This window comes from Streptomyces sp. NPDC007095, assembly GCF_040634475.1.
In the GTDB taxonomy this organism is placed as follows: Bacteria; Actinomycetota; Actinomycetes; order Streptomycetales; family Streptomycetaceae; genus Streptomyces.
The window spans coordinates 17,984-33,680 of sequence record NZ_JBEYFS010000036.1; the positions used below are offsets into that span (position 1 = coordinate 17,984).

A 15,697-nucleotide genomic window follows, 5' to 3' on the forward strand; every position below is an offset into this window, starting at 1 on the left:
AGAGGGGCGGCCGGATCTCCGGCCGCCCCTTCTGCCTGTCGTGCGCCTCTCAACTCAGAGGCATCCGCGGGAACTTGCGGGCCTGTGCCGCGACCTCGGCCGCCTTTTCCGCCTTGACGACAGCCGCGTACCGGTCGACGTACTCCTGCTCGGAGAGGGTGAGGATGGCGTACATGATCTCGTCGGTGACGGCGCGCAGGATGGCCTTCTCGTTCTCCATTCCGGCGTAGCGGGAGAAGTCGAGGGGCTTTCCGAAGCGGATCACCACGGGGTGGAGGCTCGGGATCTTCTGACCCGGCGGCTGTGCCTCGAAGGTGCCGATCATGGCGCAGGGGATGACCGGAACCCCGGCCTTGAGCGCCATCACCGCGACGCCGACCTTGCCCTTGTAGAGGCGGCCGTCGTGCGAACGCGTCCCCTCCGGGTAGATGCCGAGCAGTTCGTCCCTGCGCAGCACGCCCAGTCCCTCGCGGATCGCGGCCTGGCCCGCGTCCTTGCCGGAGCGGTCCACCGGGATCTGTCCGGCGCTGCGGAAGAAGGCGGCCGTCAGCCGCCCCTTGATACCGGGCCCCGTGAAGTACTCGGCCTTCGCCAGGAAGGTGATCCGCCGCTTCAGGATCGCGGGCATCAGGAAGTGGTCCGAGAACGAGAGATGGTTGCCGGCCACGATGGCGGGGCCCGACGCCGGTATGTGCTCAAGGCCCTCGATCCGGGGCCGGAACACCAGCCTCAACAGTGGACCCAGAAGCACATACTTGAGCACGTAGTAGAACACGGTATCTCTCCAACTCTACCGGGTCGGCTCTGGGGCCGCGTTCTTCCAGACTTGGTCATCCCTGAGGATGCTCTACTGGCCACGCGGGGGATAGGGGCGGCTCGTGACGCACATCAAACGCCGCGTGCCCGGTGGCGGCGTACCGCGTCGCGGTTGGCGCAGCGTGGGGTGCAGTACCGCTGTCGTCCGGTGCGGGATGTGTCGGCGAAGATCGTGGTGCACTCGCTCACGGCGCAGCGTCTGAGGCGGTGCATGCCTCGTCCGGTCAGGTGCAGTGCGGTACCCACGGCGATGAGTGAGAACAGTACGGAGCCGAGTGTCTGCCGGTCGTCGCGGAAGTGCAGGTGCCAGCCGCTGCCGGCGTGGTTGGTCATCCGCGGGTGGGCGGCGGCCGCCGCCAGCATCCGGTTGAGCAGCTCGGCGCGTTCGTGCTCGTCGGTGGCATCGACGACTTTCTCCCACGCCGCCAGTGCGTCCTGGGTGCGGTCGAGGTCTTGGGGGGTGACCGGGTTCTCCAGCACCAGCCCGGCGGCGCGGCAGCGGTCCGCGAGCTCCTCGGCGCCGGCCGGGCGCCGGTTGGCCAGATCGGCGGCCAGGTTCACGGCGTCCTCGCCGTAAGGGTTGAGGTGCATAAGGCCATTACATCAGTCTGGTCGGCATGGGACAACGCAAGGGAAACGGGCCGGCCGTACGACAGGCGGTGGAGTACGACCTGGTGGAGCTCGTACGTCTGCGGGCCTTGCTGTTCGAGGACCTCGGCGGTCACTTCTTCAGCCCCGCGGCGGCGGACGACGACTGGCTGGACGCCCTGGCCGTGGTGCTGAAGGAACAGCTGACCGCGGATGCCGTGCGGATCCTCGTGGTGGACGGCGCCGACGGCGCCGACGACCGTGGCCTGGCCGCTTGTGGCATCGCCACCATCGAGCAGCGGCTGCCCGGTCCGCACCTGCGCAACGGCCGGATCGGGCATGTGATCGGCGTGGTCACCGACCCGTCGTACCGGCGCCGCGGGCACAGCCGCTCGATCATGCGGGGCCTGCTCGACTGGTTCAGGGAACGTGAGGTCGCCCGAGTGGACCTGTACGCCTCCGCCGAGGGTGAACCGTTGTACCGCGAACTCGGCTTCACCGACCACCCCGACCCCGCGCTGTACTGGCGACCGTGAGCCACCGGCCTCCATGGGGGCGCGGGGCTGGTGGTGTGGTGGGCCGCCGACGGGCCGGGAAAGCGCTGGTCGTGCTCTCCCGGCCCGCCGTACGGGCTCAGTGCGCGGACGGCTGCGCGCGGACGGTCCGGGCCGCCGTGACCAGGTTCTCCAGCGATGCGCGGGTCTCGGGCCAGGCGCGGGTCTTCAGGCCGCAGTCGGGGCCGGCCCGCAGCCGCTCGACGGGGATGGCCTCAAGTCCCTTGCACAGTAGCGCCGCCGCCTCGTCCGCGCCGGGTACACGCGGGGAGTGGATGTCTGGTGGTGTCGGCGAGGGGCTGGCCGTCGCGGACGAAGGACCAGGCGAGCATGGCGAGAGGGCCGGTGAGCATGCCCTTGACCGGCTTGGCGCGATCATCGACTGATCAGAACTGAGATGACACAAATCTGTGTCATCTCAGTCATTGGTGCTAGCTTTGGTGGTGTGCCGAATGACAGCCAGCTGATCTTCGCCGACCACGTGGGGCGGTTCCATGCCCGCCAGTACGGGTTTCCGCCGATGGCCGGGCGCCTGTTGGGGTACCTGCTCGTCTGTGATCCGCCTCAGGAGACGATCGACGAGCTGAGTGAGGCGCTGCTGGCGAGCCGGAGTGCCATCACCGGTGCGGTGAAGCTGCTTGAGAGCTACGGGATGGCGCGGCGAACGCGCGCTGCCGGCGAGCGTATGGACCGGGTGAGCCTGGATCCGGCCAGCCGGCAGCCGCAGAACTTCGATTCCGCCATCCATGAGGAGCATGCGGCGCTGTTCAGGGAGGGGCTGGCACTGCTCGCCGCCGCTCCGCCGGAGCGGCGCGCGCCACTCGAGGAGATGGTCGCACTGGCCGAGTTCTTGGCCGAACGCCTGCCCAAGCTGGTGGACGAGTGGCACACACACCGCGACACGCTGCGCGCCTCGGGAAAGCTGCCCAGCCCCGGCGCATAGCCGCACAAGGTCCAGGGCCGGCCGGTCCAGGAGCGAAACCATGGAGAGGTTGCCCGTCATGACCGAGCCCGAGCTGTCTGCGTTGCGGGAACGCGCCGAGCGCGGCGACGCCTCTGCAATCGACGAGCTGATCGAACTCGCCGCCGAACTCGGCGACCTGAACGAACTGCGCCGCCTCGCGGACGCGGACAACCCCACCGCAGCCGACGAGCTCGTCCAACTCGCCGCAGAGCAAGGCAACCTCGAAGAACTGCGCCGCCTTTCGGACAGAGGCAATGCCACGGCCACCGACCAGCTGATCGAACTCGCCGCCGAACTCGGCGACCTGAACGAACTGCGCCGCCTCGCGGACGCGGACAACCCCACCGCAGCCGACGAGCTCGTCCAACTCGCCGCAGAGCAAGGCAACCTCGAAGAACTGCGCCGCCTTTCGGACAGAGGCAATGCCACGGCCACCGACCAGCTGATCGAACTCGCCACCGAGCAGGACAACATGGACGAGCTGCGACGCCTCGCCGACCAGGGCAACATGGCCGCGGCCGAGCAACTCGCAGAGCTCACCGCCGAATGATCGCCTGCCTGCACTCCTCGACAGGTCGATGTCGATCTGGCCTCGATCAGCCGGTCGACATCGGCGACCTTCTCATTCGGACCCTGCATCTCCTCGGCCTCCACCGCCTTGTCCGGGCAGAGCGGCGCGGCCGGGCGATGGGATCGCGGCGTGCCCACCAAGGCGCCGGCGGCTGTCGGCGCCGGTGTCAGACCCCCTGTGTCAGCACCTTCTCCAAGGCGCCCAGGGCGGACTGGAGTTCCTCGCCGGTGATGGTCAGCGGCGGGGCCAGTCGGATCGTCGATCCGTGGGTGTCCTTGACCAGGACTCCCTCGCGCATCAGGCCCTCGCTGATCTCGCGCCCGGTGCCGATGGCCGGGTCGATGTCGACGCCCGCCCACAGTCCGCGAGAGCGGAAGCCCTCCACGCCCCGGCCCACGAGCGCCGTCAGACCGCCCCGCAGGACCTCGCCCAACTCGGCCGCCCTGCTCTGGTATTCACCGGTCTCCAGGAGTCCGACGACCGCGGAGCCGACCGCCGCGGCCAGCGGATTGCCGCCGAACGTCGAGCCGTGCTCACCGGGCCGCAGCACCCCGAGCACGTCCCGGCGGCCGACCACCGCCGACACCGGCACGATGCCGCCGCCGAGTGCCTTGCCCAGCAGGAGCAGGTCGGGCACGACGTCCTCGTGCTCCACGGCGAGCGTGGTGCCCGTGCGGCCCAGACCCGACTGGATCTCGTCCGCGATGAACAGACAGCCGGCGCGCCGGGTCAGCTCGCGGACACCGGTCAGGTAACCGTCGTCCGGGATGACGACGCCCGCCTCGCCCTGGATGGGCTCGATCAGCACGGCCGCGGTCGTCTCGTCGACGGCCGCTTCCAGCGCGGCGAGGTCGTTGTACGGGACGACACGGAAGCCCGGGGTGAAGGGGCCGAAACCGGCGCGGGCCGTCTCGTCCGTCGAGAAGCTCACGATCGTCGTCGTACGGCCGTGGAAGTTGTCCGCGGCCACCACGATCGTCGCCCGGTCCGGTGCGACGCCCTTCACCTCGTACGCCCACTTGCGGGCCACCTTGATGGCGCTCTCCACCGCCTCCGCGCCCGTGTTCATGGGCAGGACCATGTCCAGGCCGGTCAACTCGGCCAGCGACTCGGCGAACTGGGCCAGCCGGTCGTTGTGGAAGGCGCGCGAGGTGAGCGTCAGCCGGTCCAGCTGACGGTGGGCCGCGTCGATCAGCACCGGGTTGCGGTGGCCGAAGTTGAGGGCCGAGTAGCCCGCCAGCATGTCGAGGTAGCGGCGGCCCTCGACGTCCTCGACCCAGGTGCCCTCGGCGTGGGCGACGACCACGGGAAGCGGGTGGTAGTTGTGCGCGAGGACGGGCTCCTCGGCGCGGATCAGGTCGGCGGAGGAGCGCGGACCGACGGCGGAGGACGCGAGCGTACGGGCGGGAGCGGTCATGAGCGGATCTCCTGGGTGCAGCACTTGATGCCACCGCCGGCCTTGTGGAACTCGGAGAGGTCGACGGGGACGGGGACGTAGTCGTGGCGGGCGAGCCGGTCGGCGAGGGCCTCGGCGCGCGGCGCGATGAACACGTGACGACCGTCGGAGACGGAGTTCAGGCCGAAGGTGAACGCGTCCTCACGGGTCGCGAGCACCGCGTCCGGGAAGAGCCGGGCCAGAACCTCGCGACTGCCGGGCGAGAACGCCTCCGGGTAGTACGCGATGTTCGCCTCGGGCCCGTCGTCCAGGACGAAGAGCGCCGTGTCCAGATGGTAGAAGCGCGGGTCCACCAGTTGGAGGCTGACCACCGGGACGCCGAAGAACTCCTGCACCTCGCGGTGCGCCTCGGGGGTAGTCCGGAATCCGGTGCCGGCCAGTACGTACCGGCCCACCGGGACGAGGTCGCCCTCGCCCTCGCAGACGGATTCGGGACGGTAGACGTCGAAACCGGCCGCCTTGAACCAGGTCTCGTACGCGGTGGACTCGGGGCGGCGCTGCGGTGCGTGGAAGTACGAGCCGAAGACCCGGCCCGCCAGGACGAGCGCGGAGTTCGCCGCGAACACCATGTCCGGGAGATCCGCCACGGGCTCCACGGTGTCCACGGTGTGGCCGTGGGCCCGGTAGGCGCCGATCAGCGCCGCCCACTGGTCACGGGCCAGATCGACGTCCACTTGGGCGTCGGGATGCATCCAGGGATTGATCGCGTACTGCACGGCGAAGTGTCTGGGTTCACAGACGAGAAAGCGCCGAGGGCGCGGCACACGGCTGTCGGGCACAGAGAGGTTCCTCCGCTTCCTGCGGTGTCGACGGGGGGTGCCTCCAAGGTAGGAAACAGGGGATACGGGCGACAAGAGACGAGAGCTGCGTGTGTGCGCAGCATCGCTGCGTAATCACTCAGGTCAACGCAGGTTTGATGCGTCCAGTGCATCCTGTGGGGCCGCGTGGGTGGCGCCCGCCTCCGGGGCCTCCGGCAGCAGATGCGACAGCACCATGTAGCTGATCGTCTTCCGGATGAAGGGCTCGGTGCGGATCCGCTCCAGCACCTCCTCGAAGTGGTCCACATCCGTGGCGCGCACATGGAGCAACGCGTCCGCGCCGCCCGTCACGGTCATGGCCGCGGTGATCTCCGGATGGTTGCGGACCACCTCCGCGAGCCGTCGGGGCGGCGCCGCGCCCTCGCAGTACACCTCGACGTACGCCTCCGTGCGCCAGCCGAGCGCCGTCGGCTTCACCGTGGCCGTGAACCCGGTGATCACCCCGGTCTCGCGGAGCCGGTCGACACGGCGCTTGACCGCGGTGGCCGACAGTCCGATCGCCGTGCCGATCTCGGCGAAGCTCGACCGGGCGTTGGCCATCAGGGCCGTGATGATCTTGCGGTCGAGTTCGTCGAACATCGCGGGCTTGCTGTTCATGGCGGCACTGTATCCAGCGACGACGTCCACGCAACCAGCGAGAACGTCCGCATGTCCGGCGACGCCGTCCACGTCCCGCACATGTCCAGGCATGCCGATCGCTCCTACACTCCACTCTCATGCTGCGCGCGCTCGCCGTCGACGACGAACAACCGTCCCTCGAGGAACTCCTCTACCTCCTGAACACCGATCCCCGGATCTCCAGCGCCGAGGGAGCGAGCGACGCGACCGAGGCGCTGCGCCGGATCAACCGGGCCCTGGAATCCGGACCCGACGGGCCCGAAGCCATCGATGTCGTCTTCCTCGACATCCACATGCCCGGACTCGACGGACTCGACCTCGCCCGGCTGCTCACCGGCTTCGCCTCGCCGCCGCTCGTCGTGTTCGTCACCGCCCACGAGGGCTTCGCCGTCCAGGCCTTCGACCTCAAGGCCGTCGACTACGTCCTCAAGCCGGTACGGCGGGAGCGGCTGGCCGAAGCCGTCCGGCGGGCCGCCCAACTCCAGGAAGCCGCACCGCGGATACCCGTCCACGAGCCCGACCCGGACCACATATCCGTCGAACTCGGCGGCGTCACCCGCTTCGTGGCCGTCGAGGACATCACCCACGTCGAAGCACACGGCGACTACGCACGCCTGCACACCGCCCAGGGCAGCCATCTCGTCCGCATCCCGCTCTCCACCCTGGAGGAACGCTGGCGTTCACGCGGCTTCGTCCGCATCCACCGGCGCCATCTCGTCGCCCTGCGCCACATCGGCGAACTCCGCCTGGACGCGGGCACCGTGAGCGTCCTCGTCGACTCCGTCGAACTCCAGGTCAGCCGCCGGCACGCCCGCGAACTGCGCGATCTGCTGATGCGCCGGACCACGAGCTGAGAGGGGGAAACGGCGTGCCGCAGGACCCGACCGAACGCCGGGTGGTCGTCACGGGAGTGCCCCGGCGCACCCGCCGCACCTCCGGCTACTACCGGCCCAGGACCGAGATCGACGAACAGACCACGCTCGGCCACACGTACGTCCGCTCCCTGATGCGCAGTCAACTCCGTGCGGCAATGGTGGTGTTCGCCGTGCTCGTCCTGCTGGTCGGGCCACTTCCCCTGGTCTTCGCCGCGATGCCGGACGGCGCGAGCCTGGAGTGGGCCGTGCTCGGCTTCTGCGTCTACCCGCCCCTGGTCCTGCTCGCCCGCTGGTACGTGCGGCGAGTGGAGCGCAACGAGAAGGACTTCGTGCGCCTGGTCGAGGACCGCTGAGCCGAGAACGAGGACCGCTGAGCCGTGAATCAGAACTACGCCGTCCCCGCCGTCGCCCTCGTCGTCGTGGCGACCGTCCTGGTCGGCGCGTTCGGCCTGCGCATCTCCCGGACCACCTCCGACTTCTACGTCGCCTCACGCACCGTGGGCCCCCGGCTCAACGCGGCCGCGATCAGCGGCGAGTACCTCTCCGCCGCCTCCTTCCTCGGCATCGCGGGCCTCGTCCTCGTCCAGGGCCCCGACATGCTCTGGTACCCCGTCGGCTACACGGCCGGCTATCTCGTACTGCTCCTGTTCGTCGCGGCCCCGCTGCGCCGCTCCGGCGCGTACACCCTGCCCGACTTCGCGGAGGCGCGCCTCGGCTCACCGGCCGTGCGACGCCTCGCCGGTGCCTTCGTGGTCGGGGTCGGCTGGCTGTACCTGCTGCCCCAACTACAGGGCGCCGGGCTGACGTTGGCCGTACTGACCGACGCGCCCGACTGGTTCGGCGGGGTGCTCGTCGCGGTCGTCGTGGTCGCCACCGTCGCCGCCGGAGGCATGCGCAGCATCACCTTCGTGCAGGCCTTCCAGTACTGGCTGAAACTCACAGCCCTGCTGGTCCCCGCACTCTTCCTGGTCCTCGCCTGGCAGGCCGACGGCGCCCCGCGCCAGGCCTTCGCCGAACCCGCGACCTTCCGCGAGCAGCGCGTCGTCCGCGTCGACGACAGCCTCGACCTGAAGCTCTCGGACCCGCTGGGCGTCACGGCCACCGGCACGGTCGACGGCCACCGCTATGACGGCGAGCGGCTCCGACTCCCAGCGGGCGTCCACCACATCGAGCGCGGCACCCGGCTGACCTTCGCCAAGGGCGACCCCGTCCCGGCCGCCGACCGGGGCAGCAACGGCGGCATGTCGACCTCGCTGGCGGCGGGCCGCGAGGAACGCCCGCTGTACGCCACGTACGGACTGATCCTCGCCACCTTCCTCGGCACGATGGGACTGCCGCACGTCGTCGTCCGCTTCTACACCAGCCCGCACGGCGTCGCGGCCCGCCGCACCACGGTCGCCGTCCTCGGCCTGATCGGCGCGTTCTACCTGCTGCCGCCCGTCTACGGGGCGCTCGGCCGCCTGTACGCCCCCGAACTGAGCCTCACCGGGAACGCCGACGCCGCCGTCCTGCTGCTGCCCGACCGCGTGATCGGCGGGCTCGGCGCGGATCTCCTGGGCGCGCTGGTGGCGGGCGGGGCCTTCGCGGCGTTCCTGTCGACCGCGTCCGGACTGACCATGGCGGTGGCCGGGGTGCTCACCCAGGACGTGCTGCCCTCGCGCGGTGTACGCCACTTCCGGCTGGGCACCGTACTCGCCATGGTGGTGCCGCTCGCGGCGAGCGTGATCGTCGGCGGACTGCCCGTCGCCGACGCCGTCGGACTCGCCTTCGCCGTGTCCGCGTCCTCCTTCTGCCCGCTGCTGGTCCTCGGCATCTGGTGGCGGCGGCTGACCCCGCCGGGCGCGGCGGCCGGAATGCTCGTCGGCGGCGGCGGGGCCTTCGTCGCCGTCGCGGCGACCATGGCGGGCTACCCGGGCTCGGGCGCGCTGCACGCACTGCTCGCCTGGCCAGCGCTCTGGTCGGTGCCGCTCGGGTTCCTCACCATGGTCCTGGTGTCGCTGGCCACGGCCGGACGGGTGCCGGCCGGGACGGCGGCGATCCTGGCCCGGTTCCACCTGCCGGAAGAACTGGCCGGAGGAGACAGGCGCGCGGACGCCGACGCACGCGGGGAGGCCAGGGCGTGAGCGGATCGTCGAGCGGGGCGGTGACGGCGTGAGCGGATTCCTGGCGGGCCTCTGCGTCGCCGTGCTTCCGCTGCTCGCCGCCGGGTTCTGGCTCGGCAGGCGCACCGCGCGGCCTGAGAACCTCGGCGGCCTCGGCACCCCCGTCGAACACGCCACCTTCGAGACCCTGCACACCGCCTCGCTGGCCGCGCCCCCACTGCGCGCGGGTCTGACCGGGGAGACCGCCCGCAAGTCCGCCCGCCGACTGCGCACCCTGCTCGGCACGGACGCCCTGTGCCTCACCGACCAGGACACCGTCCTCGCCTGGGACGGCCTGGGGGAGCACCACCGCACCGAGATCATGGAACGGCTCGGCGGCCCCTTGGAGACCGGCCGCGGGGAGGCCTTCCGGCTGAAGTGCGACGAGCCCGACTGCTCTTTGCGCTGGGCCGTCGTCGCACCGCTCACCGTCGACGACCGCGTCCACGGAGCGCTCGTCGCCTGCGCGCCCCGTGAGTCCGCCGTCCTCGTCCGGGCCGCGGGCGAGGTCGCCCGCTGGGTCTCCGTGCAACTGGAACTCGCCGACCTCGACCAGTCCCGCACCCGTCTGATCGAGGCCGAGATCAAGGCCCTGCGCGCCCAGATATCCCCGCACTTCATCTTCAACTCGCTCGCGGTGATCGCCTCGTTCGTCCGCACCGACCCCGAGCGCGCCCGCGAACTGCTCCTGGAATTCGCCGACTTCACCCGCTACTCGTTCCGCAGGCACGGCGATTTCACCACGCTCGCCGACGAACTGCACGCCATCGACCACTACTTGGCACTGGTCAGAGCCCGCTTCGGGGACCGTCTCTCGGTCACCCTGCAGATCGCCCCCGAGGTACTGCCGGTCGCGCTGCCCTTCCTGTGCCTCCAACCACTCGTGGAGAACGCCGTCAAACACGGGCTGGAGGGCAAGACCGACAAGAGCCACATCAGCATCACCGCCCAGGACGCGGGCGCCGAGGCGCTGGTCGTGATCGAGGACAACGGCACCGGAATGGACCCCGACCGGCTGCGCCGCATCCTCGCCGGGGAGGTGAGCCCCTCCGGCGGCATCGGGCTGTCCAACGTCGACGACCGGCTGCGCCAGGTGTACGGGGACGAGTACGGCCTCGTCATCGAGACCGCCGTGGGAGCGGGCATGAAGATCACCGCCCGGCTGCCGAAGTACCAGCCGGGGGTGCACTCGGCGGGACGGCTCCCCAGGGAGTGACCCGCGCGCACGTCAGGCGTTGCGCGAGGCCACCATCGCGATCGTGAGCAGGCCGAGCACCACCCAGCCGAACCACAGCCAGCCGTTGCTGCCGAGCGCCACCGTATAGGCCGTCACCATGACGAGCCCGCCGACGGTGAGCACCCCCATCGCCTTCGTCGAACCGGGCATCGCATTACACCCTTCTCCCGGCGGGGTCCGCGACGCGGGCCGTGGCCTGCGCCCATTTTCACCCGAAGGGACGAGGTTCGCCAGAGCCGGGTGGGCTACTCGCCTCCGTGCATGAGGGCCTTGTCCAGACGCTCGATGCTGCAGACCACCAGGTAGTACCCCTTCCTCCACAGTCCTGTGCTGCGCAGGCCATGACTCACATAGGTGTCGGCGGGATAGCCGAGTCGCTGCGGCGGGGCGTCGGCCCCGCACCGCGCGTTCGCCTGCTCATCGGCCTCCTTCTTGGGCATGAGGGTGGTGAGGTGCGTGATCCGGAAGACCCGGCCCACATGGTCCTGGTCGCAGGAGACGAGCTCGTAGTGGGTGTATTCGCTCGCGTCCCCGCGGGCATGGCCGAGGCAGTCGCCCTGCTGCATCTGGGTCGCGTCCTCGAACACCATCCCGTACGGGCGGAGGCCGCCGAGCCTGCCGTACACCGGACCGTGCTTCCCGACCAGCAGGCATGCGACGTTGCCGCCGGTGGCGTCGAAGCCCTCGCGGGTGGGCACCACGGCCAGGCTCTGGACGTGCCAGGCGAGTTTGTCGGCGGTCGCCTTCGTCCGCTCCGCGCACCGGTCCGGTCCGTCGCTGCCGGCCTCCTCGAAGGAGCGGGCCTTGTACAGCTCCATCACCTGCCCGTCGGGGCGCAGCGCTCCACAGCTCGGATCCAGTTGCAGACGCGGGGTACCCGAGGACGGTGCGGGGGACGGGTCGCTCAGTACGCAGTCGCCCTTCTTGAGAGGTGCGGAGAGCCCGACCTGGGCGCCGTACGGGGCTATGGGCGTCTGCGTCCTGCCGTACCGGGCCACGCCCCAGAGCACTCCCGCCGTCAGCGACAGCGCGAGGAGCAGCGCCGCGCCCACCTGGAGAAGCAGCGTCCGCTTGCCGCGCCGCCCACCGCGGTCCGGGGCGGGTGCGGCGGGTCCCATGTAGCTGGGCGGACCGAAACCGGCGCCGGGCCGCGGGGGGTGCGGGGTCGGCGGACCGAAACCCTGGCCCGGGCGAGGGGCGTACGCGGCCGGGGCACCGGCACGGCTGCCGGCTGCCTGCGCCATGGGTGCGTACGCCGCGTGCTGCGCCGGGGCGGTAGAGGCCTGGGCCGTGGGGACGTACGAACCCGGCGCCGCGAAACCCTGGTCCCGGTCCTGTCCCACCGAGCTCTGCTCCCGGCCGGGGGCGGCCGGCCCCGGATCCTGGGCGGGCGGTGCCAGGCCCTGGCCCCGGGCGGGGGACGGGCTCTGGTCGTGTGCGGGCGGCGCGTAGTCGTGGTCCCGGGACAGGCCACCGGGGGTCCGTCCCGGTGGCGCCGGACCCCCGGGCCCGTCGGAGGTGACGAGCCCCGCCCACGCAGGCTGCGAGCCGGTGTCGACCTGGGTCGGCGGATGGGGCTCGGGCAGGATGATCCGGGCCAGGGCCGCCGCCGTCCGCTCCGCGGAGATCCGCAGGGCGGGGTCCTTGACCAGCAGCGCGTCGATGATCGGCCCCAGCGCGCCGGCTCGCCGGGACGGCGGTGCCTCCTCCGCGACCACCGCGGCGAGCGCTCCGAGGTGGCTGTCGCGGTCGAAGGGGCCGTGGCCCTCAAGACCGAAGTACAGGGTGCAGCCCAGCGAGAACAGGTCGGATGCCGCGGTCGGCTGCCCGCCCTGCGCCCGCTCCGGGGCCAGATAGCCGGCCGTGCCGACCAGGACGGAGGTACGGGTCCAGCGGGTCTCGGGGGAGTCCGGCTGGACCGAGACGCCGTAGTCGGTGAGGAGGATGCGCGCGCCGGGGGTGCCCGCGCGGTCAGGGGCGAGCAGGATGTTGGCCGGTTTGACGTCCCGGTGCATGATGCCGCGCTCGTGCCCGGCGGTCAGCGCGTCCAGCACCGCGAGGCCGACGCGGGCGCACTCGTCGGGGGCCAGCGGGCCGCGCCGGGCGAGCCAGGCCCGCAGGTCCTCCGCACCCGCCACGTACTCCATCACGATCCACGGCAGGCCGTCGTGCTCCAGGACGTCGTGGACCGTCACCACGTGCGGATGGCCGCGCAGCACCGCCGCGTGCCGGGCCTCGGCGCGGGCGCGCGCGATCCGCGACTCGCGCTCCTCGCTCCCTTCCCGGACATCGCGGAACCTGATCTCCTTGAGCGCCACGTCGCAGTCGAGCCGCTGGTCGTGGGCGAGCCAGACATGGCCCATCCCGCCGGAGCCGACCTGCTTCAGAAGCAGATACCGGCCGTTGATGATCCGGCCCACTCCCGACTGCGCTGATCCTGCTGTCATCCGGTTGCCCCCGGGTTCTGCGTTGCCGTACGCGGGTCAGACCGCGCTCTCGGTGGGCGCACCGGGCGCGGAGTCGCTCGTACCCGGGTCGGCCGGGGCGGGCGGTGTGCTCGACACGGGCTCACTCGTCGGCGGCGCGCTGCTGACGGTGGGTTTGGCCGAGGTCGGTTCGTGCGAGGTCGGTTCGGTCGTCGGCACGGTCGGGGCAGTGGCCGAGGCGGTGGTCGGGGCACCGCTCGTCGGTGAACCGGGCGGAGAGGTGTGCGGCGGGGTCGAAGTCGTGCCGCCGCCCGTGCCGCCGCTCGTGTCTGGTGGGGTGTCTGTGGGTGTGGCGGTTTTCGTGGCTGTGGGGGTGGCGGTGTCCGTAGGGGCACCCGAACCGGTGCCGCTGTCGGACGGCGAGGCGCTGCCGGACGACGCGCCGCCGGACGGCGTCGGCTGGGTCGTCCCGGGATCCGAGCCCGTTCCGTTCGTGCCGCCCGTTCCGTTAGTGCCGCCCGTGCCGCCCGTGCCGCCCGTACGGGTACCGGCGGGCGGTCCCGTCACCGGTCCCGTCTCCGTCCCCGGCGGTGAACCTGCTCCCGGCGCCGAAGCCGCCGTCCCCGCCGCGTACGCCGTTCCCACCGCGCGCGGCCGTGACGGCTACGAGGAGGACCCCACGCTCCCGTGGTGGGACCTGCTCGACGAGGAATCGTCCCGGCGGCCCCCCGTGTCCCGTACGCCCCGCCTCCTCCTCTACGCGGCCCTGCTCGCCGTCGTCCTCCTCCTCGCCGCCGTCGTGGGTGCCGTCACCCTCGGGTGAGCTGAGTGTTCTCGTGACGGGTGAGGTCACGCCTGTGTTCCCGTTGTGTCGATGTCTTGACAAGTTCAAGGATTTACCCTGATCCGTCCCAACAACCCGGTTAGCGTGGCCAATCGGGACGGTACCGGACGTCCTGTTGCGGAGGACGAGGGTCCGATTGGCGGCCATGACGTCGATGGGACAATGGGCCGCAGCCCGCGGGGCGTGCAACGGTGCATGCCCGGGCCCGAATGCTCCCGTGCGCCCCCATCCCGGGAACTGAGATCCTGACCGATCGCATCCCTGTGGGTAGCCAGAACGGGGACCGTCGGGGGCCGGGGGGACTCGGCGCAGGGGTGCCGAACACGCGGGGGAACAGTCAGGCACGTACGGGGGGAAAGAAGCAGGGGGGAGCAGTAATGCCTCGTTGGAGGGACTTGCCGGATGAACTCGATCCGCAGGTCAGGGAGTTCGCCAGCCAGCTGCGTCGGCTGGTCGACCGGAGCGGGCTGGGCATCGCCGCGGTGGCCGACCGTACGGGCTACAGCAAGACGTCCTGGGAGCGGTACCTCAACGGTCGGCTGCTCGCGCCCAAGGGCGCGATCGTCGCCCTGGCCGAGGTGACCGGGACCAATCCCATCCATCTGACGACCATGTGGGAGCTGGCCGAGCGTGCGTGGAGCCGCTCGGAGATGCGCCACGACATGACCATGGAAGCGATCCGGATCTCCCAGGCGCGCGCCGCGCTGGGGGAGTTCGGGGCGTCCCCGGCGAAGGGGAGCAACGGCAAGCAGGCCCGCAAGGGCGGCAGCGCGACCGCGACGCCCGGCATCACGCCGGGGATCGCCGGGCCCGCGGGGGTGTCGCCGACGGTGCCGCCGCAGCCGTCCGCCACGGAGGTGGAGGACTCGTCGTACGGCTCTTCGTCGTCGCTCGGGGGTGGGGCGCGCGAGGGTGCCGGGTACGGCGGGTCCTCTTCGGGCGGGCCTTCGGGTGGACCTTCGTCCGGTGGGGGCTCGCGTGGCGGGGGCTGGGGGGTCGTCGCCACGCCGTCCGGTGACGGGGGGCGGTACGGGCCGTCGACTCCGGCGGGGGCTGCGGGATCGGGGGGTTCTGCGGGTCCTTCGGGTCCGGCGGGGGCTGCGGGATCGGGGGGTTCTGCGGGTCCTTCGGGTCCGGCGGGTTCTGCGGGGCCGGGTGGTTCTGCGGGTCCGGCCGGGCCTGTCGATACCGGTGGGCCGGGGGCGCCCGTGGGGGGATCCGCGGACGCGGCGGCGCGGCGTAAGCGGCGGCTGGCGATGTTCCTCGCGGGGGTTGTGGGTGCGCTCGTGGTGATAGCCGCGGCCGTGTACTTCACCGGGGGCGGCGACAGCAAGAAGGCGCAGAGTGCGCCCAGGACACCCTCGACGTCCGCCTCGGCCAATCCCGATCTGCCGGCGGGGGTGAAGTGCAGTGGCGCCGGCTGCACGGGCAAGGACCCGGAGAACATGGGGTGCGGTGGGCAACTGGCGACGACCAGCACCAGCATCACCGTCGGTACGACCCTCGTCGAGGTGCGCTACAGCAAGACCTGTGCCGCGGCCTGGGCCCGCATCACCCAGGCCGTGATCGGTGACTCGGTGCAGGTGGCGGCCGGTACCGCTGCCAAGCAGACCGGGACCGTCGGCAATGCCACCGATGCGTACACCCCGATGATCGCCGTCAAGGACGCCGCCGAGGCGAAGGCGTGCGTCACGTTGAAATCGGGCCAGAAGGGCTGCACGAAGTGAATTAGCCCGGGGACTCGGCTGGGGCGGGTGGGCACGTACAACACGGTCTCTCGCCCCCGCCG

The 15,697-nt window shown here is 71.3% G+C and carries 17 protein-coding genes and 1 pseudogene; 9 read left to right on the top strand and 9 right to left on the bottom strand.

Annotation, left to right across the window (positions count from 1 at the left end):
• Positions 1 to 49: 49 nt before the first annotated feature.
• Entirely contained in the window at positions 50 to 775 is a 726-nt protein-coding gene (locus ABZ656_RS14920; protein WP_101407840.1) for a lysophospholipid acyltransferase family protein, read from the bottom strand.
• Positions 776 to 888: 113 nt separating this feature from the next.
• A complete protein-coding gene (locus ABZ656_RS14925) occupies positions 889 to 1,407 on the bottom strand; it encodes a CGNR zinc finger domain-containing protein (RefSeq protein WP_101407839.1) in 519 nt (172 codons plus the stop codon).
• Between the two features lie 26 nt (positions 1,408 to 1,433).
• On the opposite strand from ABZ656_RS14925, the gene ABZ656_RS14930 reads away from it, so the two are divergent.
• A complete protein-coding gene (locus ABZ656_RS14930; protein ID WP_101407838.1) occupies positions 1,434 to 1,940 on the top strand; it encodes a GNAT family N-acetyltransferase in 507 nt (168 codons plus the stop codon).
• Positions 1,941 to 2,037: 97 nt separating this feature from the next.
• Here the strand turns inward: ABZ656_RS14930 and ABZ656_RS14935 are convergent.
• Positions 2,038 to 2,238 (bottom strand): annotated as a pseudogene (locus tag ABZ656_RS14935) (hypothetical protein); the annotation flags it as partial.
• Complete coding sequence (locus ABZ656_RS14940; protein WP_360268092.1) at positions 2,174 to 2,311, bottom strand: hypothetical protein; 138 nt, start codon at positions 2,309 to 2,311, stop codon at positions 2,174 to 2,176. The gene ABZ656_RS14940 and the pseudogene ABZ656_RS14935, both read right to left, overlap by 65 nt.
• Positions 2,312 to 2,403: 92 nt before the next feature.
• On the opposite strand from ABZ656_RS14940, the gene ABZ656_RS14945 reads away from it, so the two are divergent.
• Positions 2,404 to 2,901, top strand: coding sequence for a hypothetical protein (locus tag ABZ656_RS14945; RefSeq protein WP_360268016.1), 498 nt, complete (start codon positions 2,404 to 2,406; stop codon positions 2,899 to 2,901).
• A gap of 40 nt (positions 2,902 to 2,941) precedes the next feature.
• Positions 2,942 to 3,472, top strand: a complete 531-nt coding sequence (locus tag ABZ656_RS14950) for a hypothetical protein (protein ID WP_360268019.1) — start codon at positions 2,942 to 2,944, stop codon at positions 3,470 to 3,472.
• Positions 3,473 to 3,659: 187 nt separating this feature from the next.
• On the opposite strand, the gene rocD is transcribed toward ABZ656_RS14950, so the two are convergent.
• The 3 genes from rocD to ABZ656_RS14965 form a co-directional block, all read right to left on the bottom strand.
• Complete coding sequence (gene rocD / locus ABZ656_RS14955) at positions 3,660 to 4,910, bottom strand: ornithine--oxo-acid transaminase (RefSeq protein WP_360268022.1); 1,251 nt, start codon at positions 4,908 to 4,910, stop codon at positions 3,660 to 3,662.
• On the bottom strand, positions 4,907 to 5,728 hold the full coding sequence (ddaH, locus tag ABZ656_RS14960) for a dimethylargininase (RefSeq protein ID WP_101407835.1): 822 nt from the start codon (positions 5,726 to 5,728) through the stop codon (positions 4,907 to 4,909). The genes rocD and ddaH overlap by 4 nt, the downstream gene beginning before the upstream one ends.
• 123 nt (positions 5,729 to 5,851) lie before the next feature.
• The gene (locus tag ABZ656_RS14965) at positions 5,852 to 6,364 is read right to left on the bottom strand and encodes an Lrp/AsnC family transcriptional regulator (protein ID WP_101407834.1); all 513 of its coding nucleotides are present in this window, start codon (positions 6,362 to 6,364) and stop codon (positions 5,852 to 5,854) included.
• 119 nt (positions 6,365 to 6,483) lie between these two features.
• Between ABZ656_RS14965 and ABZ656_RS14970 the strand changes: the two genes are divergently transcribed.
• The 4 genes from ABZ656_RS14970 to ABZ656_RS14985 are packed head-to-tail and all read left to right on the top strand — an operon-like array spanning position 6,484 to position 10,617.
• Positions 6,484 to 7,239: a LytTR family DNA-binding domain-containing protein gene (locus ABZ656_RS14970; protein WP_101407833.1), complete on the top strand. Its 756-nt coding sequence runs from the start codon at positions 6,484 to 6,486 to the stop codon at positions 7,237 to 7,239.
• Positions 7,240 to 7,253: 14 nt separating this feature from the next.
• Positions 7,254 to 7,613, top strand: coding sequence for a hypothetical protein (locus ABZ656_RS14975; protein WP_101407832.1), 360 nt, complete (start codon positions 7,254 to 7,256; stop codon positions 7,611 to 7,613).
• A 24-nt stretch (positions 7,614 to 7,637) separates the two neighbouring features.
• Positions 7,638 to 9,383, top strand: a complete 1,746-nt coding sequence (locus tag ABZ656_RS14980) for a cation acetate symporter (protein ID WP_360268027.1) — start codon at positions 7,638 to 7,640, stop codon at positions 9,381 to 9,383.
• Positions 9,384 to 9,411: 28 nt separating this feature from the next.
• Complete coding sequence (locus tag ABZ656_RS14985; protein WP_101407830.1) at positions 9,412 to 10,617, top strand: histidine kinase; 1,206 nt, start codon at positions 9,412 to 9,414, stop codon at positions 10,615 to 10,617.
• 12 nt (positions 10,618 to 10,629) lie between these two features.
• Here ABZ656_RS14985 and ABZ656_RS14990 read toward each other — a convergent pair whose 3' ends face one another.
• Positions 10,630 to 10,788 carry a hypothetical protein gene (locus tag ABZ656_RS14990; protein WP_101896770.1) on the bottom strand — a complete coding sequence of 53 codons (159 nt, stop codon included), beginning with the start codon at positions 10,786 to 10,788 and terminating at the stop codon, positions 10,630 to 10,632.
• A 95-nt stretch (positions 10,789 to 10,883) separates the two neighbouring features.
• Positions 10,884 to 13,085 carry a protein kinase gene (locus ABZ656_RS14995; RefSeq protein WP_360268031.1) on the bottom strand — a complete coding sequence of 734 codons (2,202 nt, stop codon included), beginning with the start codon at positions 13,083 to 13,085 and terminating at the stop codon, positions 10,884 to 10,886.
• 22 nt (positions 13,086 to 13,107) lie between these two features.
• Here ABZ656_RS14995 and ABZ656_RS15000 point away from each other — a divergent pair, with 22 nt between their 5' ends.
• The gene (locus tag ABZ656_RS15000) at positions 13,108 to 13,887 is read left to right on the top strand and encodes a hypothetical protein (protein WP_360268033.1); all 780 of its coding nucleotides are present in this window, start codon (positions 13,108 to 13,110) and stop codon (positions 13,885 to 13,887) included.
• A 398-nt stretch (positions 13,888 to 14,285) separates the two neighbouring features.
• Positions 14,286 to 15,635: an XRE family transcriptional regulator gene (locus tag ABZ656_RS15005; RefSeq protein WP_360268035.1), complete on the top strand. Its 1,350-nt coding sequence runs from the start codon at positions 14,286 to 14,288 to the stop codon at positions 15,633 to 15,635.
• The last annotated feature ends 62 nt before the right edge of the window (positions 15,636 to 15,697 follow it).

What these genes read in the sequence shown, in the direction of transcription:
- rocD (WP_360268022.1), bottom strand. Translation starts at nt 4,910, where the DNA reads ATGACCGCTCCCGCCCGTACGCTCGCGTCCTCCGCCGTCGGTCCGCGC.
- ABZ656_RS14925 (WP_101407839.1), bottom strand. Translation starts at nt 1,407, where the DNA reads ATGCACCTCAACCCTTACGGCGAGGACGCCGTGAACCTGGCCGCCGAT.
- ABZ656_RS14950 (WP_360268019.1), top strand. Translation starts at nt 2,942, where the DNA reads ATGGAGAGGTTGCCCGTCATGACCGAGCCCGAGCTGTCTGCGTTGCGG.
- ABZ656_RS14965 (WP_101407834.1), bottom strand. Translation starts at nt 6,364, where the DNA reads ATGAACAGCAAGCCCGCGATGTTCGACGAACTCGACCGCAAGATCATC.
- ABZ656_RS15005 (WP_360268035.1), top strand. Translation starts at nt 14,286, where the DNA reads ATGCCTCGTTGGAGGGACTTGCCGGATGAACTCGATCCGCAGGTCAGG.
- ABZ656_RS14990 (WP_101896770.1), bottom strand. Translation starts at nt 10,788, where the DNA reads ATGCCCGGTTCGACGAAGGCGATGGGGGTGCTCACCGTCGGCGGGCTC.
- ABZ656_RS14940 (WP_360268092.1), bottom strand. Translation starts at nt 2,311, where the DNA reads ATGCTCACCGGCCCTCTCGCCATGCTCGCCTGGTCCTTCGTCCGCGAC.
- ABZ656_RS14995 (WP_360268031.1), bottom strand. Translation starts at nt 13,085, where the DNA reads ATGACAGCAGGATCAGCGCAGTCGGGAGTGGGCCGGATCATCAACGGC.
- ABZ656_RS14970 (WP_101407833.1), top strand. Translation starts at nt 6,484, where the DNA reads ATGCTGCGCGCGCTCGCCGTCGACGACGAACAACCGTCCCTCGAGGAA.
- ABZ656_RS14930 (WP_101407838.1), top strand. Translation starts at nt 1,434, where the DNA reads ATGGGACAACGCAAGGGAAACGGGCCGGCCGTACGACAGGCGGTGGAG.